The organism is Pseudomonas sp. gcc21 (genome assembly GCF_012844345.1).
GTDB lineage: Bacteria > Pseudomonadota > Gammaproteobacteria > Pseudomonadales > Pseudomonadaceae > Halopseudomonas.
In genome coordinates, this window is the sequence record NZ_CP051625.1 from 1,020,676 (window position 1) to 1,035,776 (window position 15,101).

The following is a 15,101-nucleotide window of genomic DNA, read 5'->3' on the forward strand; positions in this document are numbered from 1 at the left end:
TACTCAGACAAAGGTAGCGTCGACAAGGTCTCGCATCGCGGCGACCAGGGACTCGTCGTCGGACAGGGGGGATATCACCGCTGCGTAGCACGCCGTACGCGGCGGGATGCCGGTGGCAATAAGATTGGCCGCCGCGATCAACAGGCGCGTGCTCGGCACCTCGGCCAGTCCGTGATCGCGTAGCTCGCGCAGGCGCAGCGCGAGGGCAACCAATGCGTGGGCGGTGGGCTCATCTATAGCGCCCTCGGTGACGACGATCCGGGCCTCCTGCTCAGGTGGCGGAAAGTCGAGATCCATCGCAACAAAACGCTGGCGGGTACTCGGCTTGAGATCCTTCAACATGCGCTGGTAGCCCGGGTTATAGGACACCACCAACTGAAAACCGGGCGCAGCTACAAGCTGTTCACCAGTCTTGTCCAGCGGCAGGATACGACGGTGGTCGGTGAGCGAGTGCAGTATCACCACAGTGTCCTGACGCGCTTCGACCACTTCATCGAGATAGCAGATGGCGCCTTCGCGGACGGCGCGTGTAAGCGGACCGTCCTGCCAGACAGTGTCGTTGGCTCGAATCAGAAAGCGGCCAACCAGGTCGCTGGCGGTCAGATCGTCATGGCACTGGACAGTGACCAGAGGCCGCCCCAGTTTCCAGGCCATGTGCTCGACGAAACGGGTCTTGCCGCAACCCGTCGGTCCTTTCAGCATGACTGCCAGGTTGCGCGCATGGGACTGCTCGAACAATTCTACTTCAGCTCCGCTAGGGATATAGAAGGGCGCCTCCCCCTGCTGCGGAGGCGCTTGTGTGGACATCACAGTCAAACCCGGGACCTCGCATCATCAGTGACCGGTTCGCGCGGCGATACCTGTTCCGTATCGTCCGAGATCATCAGGCGCGGCGGGAACCGGAAGAAGTCGTAGATGAACAAGCCTACCCCGGTCACGAAAATCGACGCTGTGGCAATCAGCATGAGGAAATGAACCTGGATCTTCAGCTGCGCATCCAGATAGCCCATGCCCATTACCCGTTCAAGATAGACCTGGCCAATACCTGCGGTGGCGAAGGACAGGGTCATGCCGAACATACCTGCCAGCTGCAGCCAGAACGCCCAGTAGCCTATGGTGGTGCCTCCTTCAGGACGACCTCGGGTAAGCGCCGGTAGCGCGTAGCTGATCATCGCCAGGTTGATCATCACGTAGGCACCGTAGAACGCAGCGTGGCCATGCATGGCGGTAATCAATGTGCCATGGGTCCATTTGTTGATGCCTGGCCAAGTGTGCGCAAGGCCGAGCAGACCCGCGCCGAACAGGGTAAATACAGCACTGCCCACCGCCCAGTGCAGCGCGAGAGCGTTGGGGTGCGCCATGCCTGAGCGGCGGATCGCACCGTAGGCCATGATCGCCATGCCAACCAGTGCGGCTGGCTCAAGAGCACTGAAGAAACCGCCGAGGGGCAACCAATACGTCGGCACGCCAACCCAGTAATAGTGGTGAGCAGTACCCAGAATACCCGCGATGAATACCAGTGCGACGATCACATACAGCCACTTTTCCATGACCTCACGATCCGCGCCGGACAGGCGGATCAACAGATAGGCGAGGAACGAGCCCATGATCATCATCCAGACGCCTTCCACCCACAGGTGGATGGTCCACCAGCGATAAAAGATCGACACGGTGTAGTTTTCGTAGTGGAGCAAGGCCGGAATGAACAGGACGGCAGAACTGACCAGACCGAGTAACAACACCCCTTCGGTAGTGGTAAAGCGGCCGGACTTCTTGATGGTCATACCGATGTTGTAGAGGAATATCCCCATGCACAGCACGATAACCAGTTTCTGCGGTAAGGGTTGTTCCAGCAACTTATTACCGGTGCCGTAACGGAACAGGTAACCGATGATCGCGGTGACGCCCATCAGCACCCAGAGTATCAGTTGAATATAGGCCAGCTTGACGCTGTGCAATTCGCGTCTTGATTCCTCGGGCACCAACCAATAGGTACCGCCCATGAACGCGGCAAGCACCCAAACAATCAGCAGGTTGGTATGGATAACCTTGGTCACATCAAAAGGCAGGACGTATAACAGCGGATCCGGTCCAAGATATTTGGTGGCCGATAACAGGCCGAATACCATCTGCAATCCGAACAGCCCCATCGATACTGCAAAGTACCAATAGGCAACCGACTGGGATTTATAGCGCATGATTGTTCTCCGTCAACTTTTTCTGGCGCGCGGCGCGATTCATCTGAGCGAGGTCAGATAGGCCACCAGGTGGTCTATTTGTTCATCGGTCAGGCTTTCCGGATAAGTAGTTGGCATGAACGACACGCCGTCCGCCGAAAACATGCTGCCCGGTACCAGGTGTGCGCTGGGACTGACAATCGACTCACGGATATAGGCTTCGACGTCAGCCGCTTCGCCGCCGTAATCGCCGGAGGCGAGCAGCTCTTCGGTACGACCTACCAGGCCAGCCATCGAGGGTCCGGCCATGGTCACGCCCGGCGCGGTGGAATGACAGGCGTTACAGGAGGGCACGGCCGAGTTGAACAGCTTTTCTCCCAATGCCCGCGGATCGGATCCGCTTTCCACCGGCGTAACGCTGGGGTCAGTCGTGACATCCGCTCCAGGCGTATGTTGCGCGAGACTGTTGGTCACCAGAATCGGACGGGGTGGCCAGCCCTGGTTGTCAACATTCGCGACCCAGTCGAGAAAAATGATCAGGTCGTTGATCTCTTCTTCGCTGAGATCCTGTTTGGGCATGAGCCGACGATGGATTTCTTCATCATAGAAATTGGACGGATCACGCATATAGGCTTTCAGATACGCCTCGCCCCTATGCTGCGTAATCTTGGTGAGATCCGGCGCGTAATAGGCGCCTTCACCAAACAGGGTATGACAGTTGATACAGTTATATTTATGCCATACATCCTTGCCGTGAGTAACCTGAGGCGTAATCGTATCCGCGTTGGTAAGTTCTGGAAATTGCCGGTGGCTGTCGACCGTGAGGATCAGAAATACCAGAGCCGAAATCGCCGTGGAGGCTATAGCGAATATTCTGGTTTGTCTTTTATTCATTTTTTTCAGTCCGCCAGATTGTCAAAAGAATTCCCGAAACTCATACGGAAATGCCGTTCCAGTATTTGATTGACATGAATGCGGCATAACCAATGGCAACCACCATAAAAAACAGTACGGCAATGCCGATAATTTTCATGGAGCTGACTAAGCGTTGCATAGGACCCCCGGCGCTTTAGTTTAATCACGTGCTTTAGTGATAGCAGCGAACCGGCATAGGGGCAAATCTGGACGGGGAAATAAAGGGGTATTGATCGGCATGCGACGTGCAGGTTAGAGGGGTCTCTGGCAAGACCGAACGCGCCGGATAATCCGGCGCATGAGGCGTGTCGGCTGCGATCCAGCGGGCGGCGGGAACCCCGACGCCCGCGGGCACGTCTAGCCCGGTCGACCGTCTGGACGCGGCTTACACAGCAGTGGCGCGTAGTACCAGAGATAGAGCGCGAATGCGATGCTCCAGCATAGTACCGCGAGCCAGAATCCGGCCAGAGCAGACCATTCGATCAGCCAGACCCGTGCCGGAACCGCCACGCTGAGGAGAATGAACGCAAGGTTCATGTAGCCAGGCGGTTGCAGCGGCCGGCCAGTATGCCCGAGTGTTACGCGGGCCAGCATGGCGAGGATCAGGCCGGACATTCCGCCAATGGCAAGCAGGTGCGTCGCCTGGCTCAAGCCGATTTCGAAACCCGAATGCCACATCGCCATGGCCAGCAGCGCCGCGGCCATCCAGGCGTAGGCTACGTGTAATGACCACAGCAGGGGCACCCGCCATATGCCCGGATTGTACCAACGCACCAGGCGGGCGATCTGTCCCGCAGCCACCAGAAGGTATAGCGGTATCTGCCAGGCACTGGAAGCCAGCCCCCAGCCGCCCAGCATCAGAACGGCGATGAGAACGCTACCCACCAGAAGTGCCGTATCCAGCCAGGGCAGGGCAGGCGAAGCCGCGGGTAAGTTCAGACCACGCTGGGTAAAGAACGGGATCACCCGACCGCCAATGACCGACATGAGCGCAGCCACCAGCCATAGGGCGCCGAACACGCCGCGCCGCTGCAGCGAATCATCCCCGGTCTGGATGCCGATCATCGAACAGAGGTTGCACAGCGCGAGCAGCCCGATGACCAACAGAATCGGGAAATTTCGATACTGACGCACCTTCCACAGGTTCAAGCCAAAGGCCACGGCAACCGCAGGGAGGAACACCAGTTCCAATGGCAGCAGAAGCCACATAGGCGTGTTCAGCAGCCAGGCCAGGCGAGCTGCCAGCCATAATCCTGCCAATAGCGCCAGAGGCTTGCCACTCAGTCCGGGCACGCCTGTCCAGTTCTGCACGGCGGTCAACAGGAACCCGGCGATGATCGCGACTGAAAAGCCGAACAACATCTCGTGCCGATGCCAGGCCAACCAGCCCCCCGCGGGCTGCCAGTCCGGGAGATATCCCAGGAAAGCGGCAATCCACAGCGGAATGGCAAATAGGGCATACGCAGCGCCGGTCAGGAAGAACGGTCGGAAGCTCAACCCGAACAGGGCGATCGGTCTGCTACTGCTTTGCATAATTTTCTCTCTTGCTCATAGGACATGCGTTCCCTTGGCAGACATCAACAGGTCCAGACATTGCGCTGGCGAAGCCGGGCTGCCTTACCCTGCCGCTGAGTGCGCTGGCCGGTGTCTTGCTTGCACCTGGCCCGGCCATAGCCGTTCTCGCCTTCTGGCCGGCCGCTGTGCCTGCCGCTATGGCCACTGTAGACGAGACCGGCTGTAAAGCGATCAACCAGCCGCTGCCCGAAGGGCCGTGACGAGTCGGTACTACCGCTCATGGGCCCGTCCTTATTTGCCAGAGCAGACAGAGCAGCAGCTATTTGCGGGCTCGTCGGCGATACGTGGGCTGAAAGTGAACAGAATGTTGTTTTCCAGATGGATGTGCTGCATCAGATCCTGACGGAATTCATCAAGCCCCCGATACAGCGCTTGCCAGGTGTTGCATGCGCCCGCAGGGGGAGTAATGTCGTTGGTCAGTCTCATCAATTCTTCCAGCGACTCTCCATGCTGATCATGTTCAAAGCGCATGACCGTGACGGGCCCTGCCGCTGCGCTGTGTTGGCCTTCAATAAGCATCGGAAACAGGATTTTTTCCTCTTTCAACATGTGGCTCTCAAGTTCCTGCTGCATGTTATCGAGGTGGTCGGCCAATCCGTTCGGGCAGTCCGGGCGCTGCCCATGGACCTGTTCGACGCGCCGAGCCAATCTGATAAGTTCCGGGAGCTGTTCCCTGTGCGTATCGTGGTAGCGCTCAAGAATGTGCTCAATCAATGCCGAGGGTGAAGCCTGACGCCAATCGGTATCGGTCGTGCTACCTGTCTGGAGATGGCTCAGCTCGTCGCTGACGGCTTGGGCGCTGATCTGCTTGCGGTTGGCTGCTTCGGCCAGGGTAACGTGCCCGTTGCAACAGAAATCGAGCCGGTGCGAATGAAATACGCGCGTTGCGCCGGGAATGGAGCGGGCCAGATCGCCCAGCGGAGTGTTCAGGTAGTCAGGTGTCATGGCGGATATCTCGATAGGAGGATGGTTCGTTGCCCAATAGACCGAGCAAGCCTTGTGCCAGGTTTCAAGCATTTGAATTTCAATGGAAATTAGTATAAAAGGGTCGCTTGTACCCACTTCCTGGAGGGTAATAAAGCCCTTCTAATGGTTAATTGAACCCATGATTGAACCCTTGATATTGCCTGATCTGGTAGCTGAGCTGCCTGCAGCGGTGCGCATGCAGCGGCTGGTCCATGTCCTGCGCGAACATTTCCAGTGTGGCGCCGTGGTGTTGCTGCAGCGATCCGAAGATTGTCTCAAGCCCCTGGCCGCTGCGGGGCTGGTTCAGGAGGCGCTCGGACGGCGCTTCGAGATCGCCAGTCATCCACGCCTGGCGGCACTGATATCGAGGAAGGAGCCCACCTGGTTCGACCCTGACAGCCCGTTACCCGACCCCTACGATGGCCTGCTGGACAGTTCACCTGGCGAGCCGCTGCCCGTGCACGATTGCATGGGCGTCAGTCTGTATGGTGAAGGGCGCCTATGGGGCGCATTGACCATGGATGCGCTGCGCGCCGGCACCTTTGACGAGGCGGCGCGGCGCGAATTGCAGGCAATGATTCCATTGATCGAAGCCTGCGTGCGGGTCACGCGACTGGAACAGGAAAACCGCACGCTACGGCTTTCCCGGACCGGCGAGCAGCCTGGGCTGCCGGCAATTGACGAGCACGTGCTCGGCCATAGTCCGATTGTCACCGGGCTGCTTGAAGAGCTGAGCGTGGTTGCCGATTCCGAACTCCCGGTGTTGTTGTCAGGGGAAACCGGTGTGGGCAAGGAATTGTTCGCACGCTGGGTGCATAGCAATTCTCGCCGCGCCGACAAGCCGCTGATCCACGTGAACTGCGCAGCCTTGCCGGAGACTTTGGCGGAAAGTGAACTGTTCGGCCACGTGAAGGGCGCATTCTCCGGTGCGATGACCGATCGGGGAGGACGCTTCGACGCAGCGCATGGCGGGACCATACTGCTCGATGAAGTGGGTGAGTTGCCGCTGTCGATTCAGGCCAAGCTACTGCGTACGTTGCAAAATGGTGAGATACAACGAATCGGGGCAGACAAACCGATCAAGGTCGATGTGCGGATCATTGCTGCCACCAACCGAAAGCTGGCTGAGTCGGTGGCGGCAGGGGATTTCCGCGCCGATCTTTATCATCGCTTGTCGGTTTACCCGGTGCCGATCCCGCCTTTGCGCGATCGGGGCAATGACATCCTGTTGTTGGCCGGGCACTTTCTTGAACTGAACCGCATCCGTCTGGGCGTGCGCAGTCTGCGCCTCTCTCCTGAAGCAGAGCAGGCGCTGCTCGGATACCAGTGGCCGGGCAATGTTCGCGAACTCGAACATGTCATCAGCCGCGCCGCGCTGAAGGCGCTTGGCCGGAATGGCTCACGCCAGGGGATCATCAGCCTTGAAGCGGCGCATCTGGATATTGCGTCCGCTGCTCCGGCCAATGAGCCGGTCGCGGCTTCCCTTTCCGCTACGCCAGGTGATGGCGCAGGTGAGCTGGCGAGCCTCAGGCAATTCACCGATGCCTGTCAGCGCCAACATCTGCGCGCGGCGTTGGAGCGGGCCAACGACAACTGGGCCGCTGCCGCGCGGATGCTTGATATCGACCCCAGCAACCTGCACAAGCTGGCTAAGCGTCTGGGCCTCAAGGCGAGCTGAGCGCAGCCTGACCCCCGGCGGTGTGCGACTGCCGGTGGGACATGGCGTGCAGGTCAATCCTGCCGCCTACGCCTTTCCTCCTGTTCAGGGGCTGACTGAGCATCCCCTCATAGCACCGATGTGCTTTGGCGCGACTTGATCGAAATCAAATTATATTGAACTCAACCACAATTTTTATTCGTTTGCGGTGAATCATTCCAACGCCGACAATATCCGCCTTTCCGAAGCAGCGCTCAGCTGTATGTAAATATTTTCCAGGGAGATTTATGAGCCGTCCAGCCGAGCCAACCGCGACGTATAACTACCATGTGGTACGCCAGTTCACCATCGCAACGCTGTTGTGGGGTGTGATTGGTATGGCGACCGGTGTGTTTATCGCCGCTCAGCTGGTTTGGCCCGCCCTTAACTTTGACCTGCCCTGGATCAGCTTTGGTCGCCTGCGGCCCATCCACACCAATCTGGTGATCTTTGCTTTCGGCGGCGGGGCGCTGTTCGCTACATCGTTCTACGTCGTGCAGCGCACCAGCCGGGTCCGACTGATATCTGACCGGCTGGCTCAGTTCGTGTTCTGGGGTTGGCAGCTGGCGCTGGTGGCGATCATAGCCACCTATCTGCTGGGTTACACAGCGAGCAAGGAATACGCTGAGATGATCTGGCCGATTGCAACCTGGATGACACTGGTCTGGATTGCCTACGCCTGGCTGTTTTTTCGCACCATTGCACGGCGTACGGTCAAGCATATTTATGTCGGCAACTGGTTTTACGGCGCATTCATCATCGTCACCGGCATGGTTCATGTGATCAATCACATCTCGATACCGATATCGTTGATGGAGGCGTACCCGGTCTATGCCGGCGCGACCGATGCGATGATCCAGTGGTGGTACGGGCACAGCGTGGTCGGCTTTATTCTTTCGGTCGGTTTTCTGGGAATGATGTACTACTTTGTGCCGAAGCGAGCAGAGCGGCCAATCTACTCCTATCGTCTGTCGATCGTGCATTTCTGGGCCATCATTGCCTTGTACATCTGGGCAGGCCCGCACCATCTGCATTACACAGCATTGCCGGACTGGGCCCAGTCTCTGGGCATGGTGATGTCGATCATACTGCTTGCACCGAGCTGGGGTGGGATGATCAACGGCATGATGACCCTGTCTGGCGCCTGGCATAAACTGCGCACTGATCCGGTCCTGCGGTTCCTGGTGGTCGCGCTGGCGTTCTACGGTATGTCCACGTTTGAAGGGCCGATGATGGCTATCAAGACGGTGAATGCACTGTCCCATTACACCGACTGGACTATTGGTCACGTGCACGCCGGCGCACTCGGATGGGTGGCAATGATCAGTATCGGCACCATCTATCACATGCTTCCGCAGCTGTACGGCAGGAAGGAGATGTACAGCGTAGGATTGATCAATGCGCATTTCTGGATGGCGACTATTGGCACCGTGCTGTATATCGTCGCTATGTGGGTGAACGGCATTACCCAGGGGCTCATGTGGCGGGCCGTGAATGTAGACGGCACCTTGACGTATTCCTTCGTTGAAGCGCTCTCGGCCAGCCATCCCGGTTACGTGGTGCGCTTGATCGGCGGCGGCACCTTCGCTGCAGGCATGTTGCTGATGGCGGTTAATTGCTGGCTGACCATTCGCCAGCCGAAATCAGCGCAGGAGCCGGTGCAGACTTTGCAAGGCGTCAGCTGATGGCCGTCATGACATTGCGCAGGAACCGTTCGAGCGATTTTCGGTCGCTTATCTGAATGCCTGATCAGTACTCTTTTTGATCTGTACGGACTGGCTGCTTGCGACCTAATCGCCTGCGGCCGGCCCGTTTCTGGAGTCCCATGTTGCAACAATTCTTTCTGCTGTCCGCGCGCGTTGTCGGTTGGCTACCGCAAGCGGTGACAACCCGGCCCGGCGAATGGCTACGATTATCCGTCGGCCTGGTGCTGTCGCTTGGAGTCAGCGCCTGGCTCTGCCAGTTCCTGTTCGGTCATGGCATCGCTGTCGCATTGACCGGCCCGCTGGCCGCGTCCGCCATCCTGCTGCTCGCCGTTCCATCCGGTGCTCTGGCTCAGCCGTGGTCGTTGCTCGGTAGCTATCTTGTAGCGCTGGCAGTTGCTTCGGTACTGGCTGCGGCATTCGGCGCAAGCATTGAAGTCGCGTGTCTGGCTGCGGGGTTGGCGTTGCTGTTGATGTTCCCGCTACGCTGTCTGCATCCGCCGGGCGGCGCCATGGCAATGGTACTGGTGTTAGCCGGAAATTGGATCCAAGGCTCGGGTTGGGCGCTGATTCTACCGGTGATGACCGTTGCGCTCAGTCTGTTGGTGTGCGCGCGGGTGTTCAACCATCTGACCGGCACCAAACACAAAGCAACCGAGCCAATCAATACCCATCACACAATGGATCCGGTCGCTGAGCGAAGAGTCGGCATCAATGATGAGGACCTGGATAGCGCCCTGGATGAATTCGGCGAATTCGTCGATATCAACCGGGAAGATCTGCAACAGATTGTGCGCAACACCGAGCGTTCGGCGATGCGCAGACATATGCGCGACACCTGCGCCGCTCAGATAATGTCTCGCGACGTGCTATCGGTGACGCCGGACACAAGTGTATTGCAAACGCTGCAGATGCTGCGCCACCACCATGTCAAAACCGTACCGGTGATAGACCAGAAAGGGGTGCTGGTAGGTATTGTCAGCCTGGGTGATCTGATGGGCCAGGTCGATGCCTCGCCCGGCAGACTGTTTGCCGCACGGATGAAGATCTGGCGCGAGCAGCCGGTAAGCAAATGGATGACCAGCCCGGTGATCAGCGCAGACAGCCAGATGCACATCGTTGACATGATTCCGTTGATGTCCCGCCACGGGCTGCATTCTCTGCCGATCATGGACGACGGCAAGTTGGTGGGACTGGTCACTCAGACCGACCTGATTGCAGCGTTGCATCAGGATCTGCTGATGCATCTTTGAAGGCTCGGAACTGAGTCCTCACGGAGCAGAGGGCGGCTAGAGCAGGGCGTCTCGCCGCCGGGACCAAGCCCGATTGCTGCTGGCGACCTCACGCAGCAGACTGAACGCCTGGTCCAGCGCCTCAGACTCTTGCCGGCGGGTATAGACCAGATAGGTTGGAAAACTGAACTCGGGCGCCTGCGGAACGCGTTCGAGCACGCCGTCGTCGAGATAGGGCTGAGCTACACGGGTGCGGAAGTAGCCTGAGCCACCGTTTTCGATGATGTATTGCAAGCCGAGCGGGCCGAGATTAAAGCTGACCGGCGCGCGAACGCGCTCTGGCAAGGCGGCATCATGCAGTCGCCGAAAACTCTCGCCCCAGTCGATATACACATAGGGCTCGGGTTTGGCTGGCAGACGCACCTGGATGAGCTTTTCCTCCAGTAACTCCTCCACCTGGAGTCCCGGCAGGTATTCGGGCTGGTAAACCAGCGCGGCATCCAGCGTGCCGTCTTCGACACGGCGCATCAATTGGTGAGTCTCGCCCATCTCCGCACGTACCGTATGCGTTGGAATCCGCTCTCGCAACAACCCTACCCAGTCCAGCATCAGCGGATTGCACAGGCTTGGCTCTGCGCCGAGACTGAGTACGCTGCGATGTCCTTCTGGCAGGGGCAGATTGCGTTGCGCCGCATCCCAGGCCTGGACCATCTGATTGGCGTGCACAACAAATATCTCGCCTTCAGCGGTCAGTTTGGCACCGGAACGATTGCGAATGAACAAGGTGCAGTTGAGCTGGGCTTCGAGGGACTGGATGCGCGCGGTCACGGCCGCCTGGGTCAAATGTAGACGCTCCGCCGCAGCGATGAAGCTACCGCCGCGAATGATCTCCAGGAAAGTACGTGCCAGTGCTGTGTCCACAGGGGATTCCGGTCAGTCGATAGGCTGCGATAAACGAATCTGCGCTACAGAGACCGGCTACGGACGGAGCCACACAGGTTGCAGCTGGACTCTGATGAGGTCAACGCTGATTGCGGTGCGTCGTGATCACAGGCCTCGCATGGGTGGCTATCTGTCACCACCATTGGGTTCATCCGAAAAAACCTGAACAGCGCACGAAAGAGCCCAATCAAACCTGCGACTGTGGTGAACGCAGCGAGGATAAAGGCGAGTTTCTGAACTGGGTCCGAAGCGGCCACAGCGCTGCCGGCGTGTTCTGTATCAGTGCCCAGTAGCAGCATGCCGGCCGAGCCGGATACGGTCAGAAGAATGGGGGCAGTGAATACCTGAACACACTGCTGAAGTCTGAATTGATTGATAACGGAGCCCGCCTCGGTTACTTGCCGAGCCGATAATAACACAGGATTTTCGGCCAGGCCCGCGCAGAAACTCACCTGTTCGGGTGGAAGTTATTACCGCGGAGGCAGCCTCGAATCGCCCGTTCCAGAGCCTTAGGTGCGGTGCATGTCAGCCGCGCGCATCGCGCCACCGAGGCCAATGCGCATTCACCCAGAGGGATATTCCGATGATTGACCCGCCGATCAGCAGCCGCTGAATATCCGCCTCCTGATTCCACACAAGCAGATTGACCACCAATCCGGCAGGAATCAGCGCGTTGTTCATGATTCCCAATGTGCCGGCGTCAACCTGCGTCGCGCCACGGTTCCAGAAAAAGAATCCAAGGCCCGAAGCGGCTAGCCCCAGCCAACCCAGAACGCCCCATTGGACCGAGCTGTGCGGCAGCTTTTGCGCATCGCCCAGTAGAAACCAGGCGGGCAAGGCAACGATCAGGGCGCCAATGAAAAAGAAACCGAAGCCGTTCCATTGCTGACGCACGTCGACCTGATGGTGCCGCACAAGGTGAGCATAGCCAATCTGCCCGGCAGCGAAAGCCATGTTGGCCAGCTGCAGCAACAGGAATCCGCGAATATAACTGTCGCTCAGCCCGTCATAGCGGATGACCGCCGCGCCCAGCACCGCGATCAGCGTTGCCACTACCGGGCCGATGCTGAAACGGCGTTTGAGTAGATTGTCTGCCAGGGCGACATAGAGGGGAGTGAAGATAGTGAAGAGCAGTACTTCGGGGACGCTCAGCAGTTCGAACGAAAGATACAAACAGATGTAGGTGACGCCAAACTGCAAGGCGCCGACCACCAGCAATCCGGGAATCATGCCCCGGGGCAGGCGCGCCGGGCGTAACAAGGGCAGGAACAACAACCCTGCCAGGACGATCCGCGTCAGCACCGAGAAATAGCTGTCGACCTGGCCGGCCAGATACTCGCCGATCAGACTAAAGGAAACCGCCCAAAGCAGCGTGACGGCAATCAGGTGGAACATGCGGTTTTACTCCATTGGCACCTCCAGCAGGTGCGGGCCGCATGGTAATCGCTCGCCGCGCCGGCGACAAATGCGGTGGCTCTGTCACGGCCATTTCGGTGCGTTTCGGGTCGATCTGGCCGAACTACCAGCGTCGGGCGTCGTCTCAACTTCAACCACTCTGAAACGGGGACGAATATATGGCGATCTTGAACACCGGCAACATCGGTTGGGGCACTCTGGCCAAGCGCACCCTCAAGGAGTTCGGCGCGGATGATATGTCGTCGTACTCTGCGGCATTGGCATATCAGGCACTGTTTTCGATCTTTCCTTTTATTCTGTTTCTCATGGCAATGCTTGGTTTCCTGCACCTGCCGCAATTTTTTGACTGGTTGCGTACCCAGGCGACAACGGTATTGCCGGAAACGGCAACGGAGCAGATAAACCCGGTGATTGATCAGCTGCAGTCGCAGGACGGCGGGCTGCTCTCGTTCGGTATTCTGATAGCCCTTTGGACGTCATCAGCCGGTATGCGTTCTTTGATGAACGCCATGAACAAGGCCTACGACGTGACCGAGGCGCGTCCCACCTGGAAGGTATTCCTGCTTTCTATTGTCTACACCATCGGCATCGCCATCGTATTACTGGTCGTGGCTGCCTTGATGATCATGGGGCCGCAGGTGATGGAGTGGCTTGCCTCGCAGGTGGGGCTGCAGGATATCGTTGTCACCGTCTGGACCTGGGCGCGTTGGCCCGTCGCAATATTCCTGATGATGCTGGTCGTTGCGCTTCTCTATTACATTGCTCCCAACGTGGAACAGAGTTTCCGGTTTATCACGCCGGGTTCGGTCGTTGCCGTTATCGTGTGGATTGCCGCCTCATTGGCCTTCGGTTATTACGTGCAGAACTTCGGAAACTATGATGCGACCTACGGGAGTATCGGTGCGGTCATCGTATTGATGCTGTTCTTTTATATATCCGCTGCGGTGCTGCTGCTTGGCGCGGAAATCAATGCGGTAATCGAGCATTCCGCGAATGAAGGCAAAAACAAGGGGGACAAGAAATTGGATTCCAGTGACCAGGCGTCCGGTTCTAGCGGCCGGGCATCCGATTCCGGTGCGAGGCTATAACGGGTCGTTACCGGTTGATAGAGTGATCAAATCTTTCTTGAAATAAAAAAACCGTCCACCTCCTGATCGGGGTGGACGGTTTTTTATCGGCAAGACCAGGCTAGCGTGACGGCACCTCTCGTTCGTCGTGGGAAATAGTGACTTCAACCCTGCGGTTCATGGCGCGAGAGGCGGGACTATCGTTGCCGGAGACCGGATGCGCTTTGCCCAGGCCGACCGTGTCGATACGGCTCGGCTCGACGCCTTCACGCACCAGGGCATGGCGCACCGAGTCGGCGCGCGCCTGCGACAGTTCAAGATTGTACGCGTCCGAACCGGTGTTATCGGTAAAACCTTCTACCAGGATCTTGCGCTGCGGATTGTCTTTCAGGAAGTCTGCCAACGTGCGGATGGTTGTATTGGCAGCGGGTTTCAGGTCTGCCTTGTTCACATCAAACAATACGCTCTCAAAGGTCACTACTGAGCCACGCTCGGTATCCTTGGCATTGAGTTGTTCACGCAGCTGCTCGATTTCCTGGTCGCGGGCCTGGAGCCGCGTTCGTGCGCGTTCTTCCGGCAGGCGTTCAAAGGCTTCCTCGGCCGTACGCAGCACGATGGTCTGACGCGCCAGCTCGGCTTGGCGGTCGGCCAGATAGGACAGATGGTCTACCTTGCTTTGATCTGCACCTTTATTGAGCGCCTTTTCAGCTTCTTCCAGTTTTGTCACCGCATCCTGAGTTTCGATTGCGGCGTACTGCCGGGCATCCGGATGATTCTGCAGATCCGATACATTCTGCTGGGCTTGTTCGAAGTTGGGGTTAGTCTGGGTCGCACACGCCGTCACCAGCAGACTTACGGCGAAGCAGGCGGGTAGAGCGAGGTAGTTACGCATAAAGCTACTCCTTGCAAAGCAAACAAATGGGCCGGGGTTCAGTTGTTGCTGCGCAGGCTTTCTTCGCGCAACTCATTGGTGCCTTCCTCTGCCTGACGCAGGGTATAACGCGCTTTTTCCGCCCGCGCTTTGCGCTCGGCTACCCGCGCATCCCATTCGGCCTGTTCAGCCAGGCGTCTGGCCTTGTCGTATTGCTCGTCAAGGTTGGCCTGCTCGGCCTCGGAAAGTTTTTCCCTTGCCTTGCGCAGCTCTACCGGCGCGTATTCAGCACCCTCGGCAGTATCCGCGTCGGTGACTGCCTGCTTGGCGACGGCGAGTTGCGTAGTGGGTGGTGGGGTGCCAGCACACCCTGCTAGGGTTACCGCGGCACCAAGCGTTATCGCAGCGAGCAGCCGTTTGGGGGCATGCGAAAAGAAATGATCAGACATAGTCCCAACTCCAGAATTCAAGGTCTGCTGACCTTGCGGTTACGGATATACGAACTACGTCTCCGTTACTGGCTGCACCTGATGCAGAGCCT

General features: G+C 58.2%; 14 protein-coding genes. 4 read left to right on the top strand and 10 right to left on the bottom strand.

The window, feature by feature from the left end; all coding sequences use genetic code 11:
* Positions 1-3: 3 nt before the first annotated feature.
* The 6 genes from HG264_RS04850 to ytfE form a co-directional block, all read right to left on the bottom strand.
* Positions 4-807: a CbbQ/NirQ/NorQ/GpvN family protein gene (locus HG264_RS04850; RefSeq protein WP_169406595.1), complete on the bottom strand. Its 804-nt coding sequence runs from the start codon at positions 805-807 to the stop codon at positions 4-6.
* A gap of 5 nt (positions 808-812) precedes the next feature.
* Complete coding sequence (locus HG264_RS04855; RefSeq protein WP_169406596.1) at positions 813-2,198, bottom strand: cbb3-type cytochrome c oxidase subunit I; 1,386 nt, start codon at positions 2,196-2,198, stop codon at positions 813-815.
* A gap of 39 nt (positions 2,199-2,237) precedes the next feature.
* Positions 2,238-3,071 (bottom strand): cytochrome c family protein, encoded by an 834-nt coding sequence (locus HG264_RS04860; protein WP_169406597.1) that lies wholly within the window; start codon positions 3,069-3,071, stop codon positions 2,238-2,240.
* A 378-nt stretch (positions 3,072-3,449) separates the two neighbouring features.
* Positions 3,450-4,625 (bottom strand): NnrS family protein, encoded by a 1,176-nt coding sequence (locus tag HG264_RS04865; protein WP_169406598.1) that lies wholly within the window; start codon positions 4,623-4,625, stop codon positions 3,450-3,452.
* 44 nt (positions 4,626-4,669) lie between these two features.
* Positions 4,670-4,888: a hypothetical protein gene (locus HG264_RS04870; protein ID WP_169406599.1), complete on the bottom strand. Its 219-nt coding sequence runs from the start codon at positions 4,886-4,888 to the stop codon at positions 4,670-4,672.
* A gap of 10 nt (positions 4,889-4,898) precedes the next feature.
* Positions 4,899-5,612, bottom strand: coding sequence for an iron-sulfur cluster repair protein YtfE (gene ytfE, locus HG264_RS04875; protein WP_169406600.1), 714 nt, complete (start codon positions 5,610-5,612; stop codon positions 4,899-4,901).
* 160 nt (positions 5,613-5,772) lie between these two features.
* Here ytfE and norR point away from each other — a divergent pair, with 160 nt between their 5' ends.
* The 3 genes from norR (at position 5,773) to HG264_RS04890 (ending at position 10,285) form a co-directional block, all read left to right on the top strand.
* Positions 5,773-7,311, top strand: a complete 1,539-nt coding sequence (gene norR, locus HG264_RS04880; protein ID WP_169406601.1) for a nitric oxide reductase transcriptional regulator NorR — start codon at positions 5,773-5,775, stop codon at positions 7,309-7,311.
* Positions 7,312-7,577: 266 nt separating this feature from the next.
* Positions 7,578-9,014, top strand: coding sequence for a cytochrome-c oxidase, cbb3-type subunit I (gene ccoN / locus HG264_RS04885; RefSeq protein ID WP_169406602.1), 1,437 nt, complete (start codon positions 7,578-7,580; stop codon positions 9,012-9,014).
* A 140-nt stretch (positions 9,015-9,154) separates the two neighbouring features.
* The gene (locus HG264_RS04890) at positions 9,155-10,285 is read left to right on the top strand and encodes a CBS domain-containing protein (RefSeq protein WP_169406603.1); all 1,131 of its coding nucleotides are present in this window, start codon (positions 9,155-9,157) and stop codon (positions 10,283-10,285) included.
* 36 nt (positions 10,286-10,321) lie between these two features.
* On the opposite strand, the gene HG264_RS04895 is transcribed toward HG264_RS04890, so the two are convergent.
* Together HG264_RS04895 and HG264_RS04900 are read right to left on the bottom strand one after the other, a co-directional pair.
* A complete protein-coding gene (locus tag HG264_RS04895; protein ID WP_169406604.1) occupies positions 10,322-11,185 on the bottom strand; it encodes a LysR family transcriptional regulator in 864 nt (287 codons plus the stop codon).
* A gap of 546 nt (positions 11,186-11,731) precedes the next feature.
* The gene (locus HG264_RS04900) at positions 11,732-12,601 is read right to left on the bottom strand and encodes a carboxylate/amino acid/amine transporter (RefSeq protein WP_169406605.1); all 870 of its coding nucleotides are present in this window, start codon (positions 12,599-12,601) and stop codon (positions 11,732-11,734) included.
* A gap of 179 nt (positions 12,602-12,780) precedes the next feature.
* Here HG264_RS04900 and HG264_RS04905 point away from each other — a divergent pair, with 179 nt between their 5' ends.
* Complete coding sequence (locus HG264_RS04905) at positions 12,781-13,710, top strand: YihY/virulence factor BrkB family protein (RefSeq protein ID WP_169406606.1); 930 nt, start codon at positions 12,781-12,783, stop codon at positions 13,708-13,710.
* Between the two features lie 100 nt (positions 13,711-13,810).
* On the opposite strand, the gene HG264_RS04910 is transcribed toward HG264_RS04905, so the two are convergent.
* Both HG264_RS04910 and HG264_RS04915 read right to left on the bottom strand, forming a co-directional pair.
* Positions 13,811-14,581, bottom strand: a complete 771-nt coding sequence (locus tag HG264_RS04910; protein ID WP_169406607.1) for an OmpA family protein — start codon at positions 14,579-14,581, stop codon at positions 13,811-13,813.
* A 38-nt stretch (positions 14,582-14,619) separates the two neighbouring features.
* Positions 14,620-15,009, bottom strand: a complete 390-nt coding sequence (locus HG264_RS04915; RefSeq protein WP_169406608.1) for a DUF4398 domain-containing protein — start codon at positions 15,007-15,009, stop codon at positions 14,620-14,622.
* Positions 15,010-15,101: the final 92 nt, after the last annotated feature.

What these genes read in the sequence shown, in the direction of transcription:
- HG264_RS04850 (WP_169406595.1), bottom strand. Translation starts at nt 807, where the DNA reads ATGTCCACACAAGCGCCTCCGCAGCAGGGGGAGGCGCCCTTCTATATC.
- HG264_RS04855 (WP_169406596.1), bottom strand. Translation starts at nt 2,198, where the DNA reads ATGCGCTATAAATCCCAGTCGGTTGCCTATTGGTACTTTGCAGTATCG.
- HG264_RS04860 (WP_169406597.1), bottom strand. Translation starts at nt 3,071, where the DNA reads ATGAATAAAAGACAAACCAGAATATTCGCTATAGCCTCCACGGCGATT.
- HG264_RS04865 (WP_169406598.1), bottom strand. Translation starts at nt 4,625, where the DNA reads ATGCAAAGCAGTAGCAGACCGATCGCCCTGTTCGGGTTGAGCTTCCGA.
- HG264_RS04870 (WP_169406599.1), bottom strand. Translation starts at nt 4,888, where the DNA reads ATGAGCGGTAGTACCGACTCGTCACGGCCCTTCGGGCAGCGGCTGGTT.
- ytfE (WP_169406600.1), bottom strand. Translation starts at nt 5,612, where the DNA reads ATGACACCTGACTACCTGAACACTCCGCTGGGCGATCTGGCCCGCTCC.
- norR (WP_169406601.1), top strand. Translation starts at nt 5,773, where the DNA reads ATGATTGAACCCTTGATATTGCCTGATCTGGTAGCTGAGCTGCCTGCA.
- ccoN (WP_169406602.1), top strand. Translation starts at nt 7,578, where the DNA reads ATGAGCCGTCCAGCCGAGCCAACCGCGACGTATAACTACCATGTGGTA.
- HG264_RS04890 (WP_169406603.1), top strand. Translation starts at nt 9,155, where the DNA reads ATGTTGCAACAATTCTTTCTGCTGTCCGCGCGCGTTGTCGGTTGGCTA.
- HG264_RS04900 (WP_169406605.1), bottom strand. Translation starts at nt 12,601, where the DNA reads ATGTTCCACCTGATTGCCGTCACGCTGCTTTGGGCGGTTTCCTTTAGT.
- HG264_RS04905 (WP_169406606.1), top strand. Translation starts at nt 12,781, where the DNA reads ATGGCGATCTTGAACACCGGCAACATCGGTTGGGGCACTCTGGCCAAG.
- HG264_RS04910 (WP_169406607.1), bottom strand. Translation starts at nt 14,581, where the DNA reads ATGCGTAACTACCTCGCTCTACCCGCCTGCTTCGCCGTAAGTCTGCTG.
- HG264_RS04915 (WP_169406608.1), bottom strand. Translation starts at nt 15,009, where the DNA reads ATGTCTGATCATTTCTTTTCGCATGCCCCCAAACGGCTGCTCGCTGCG.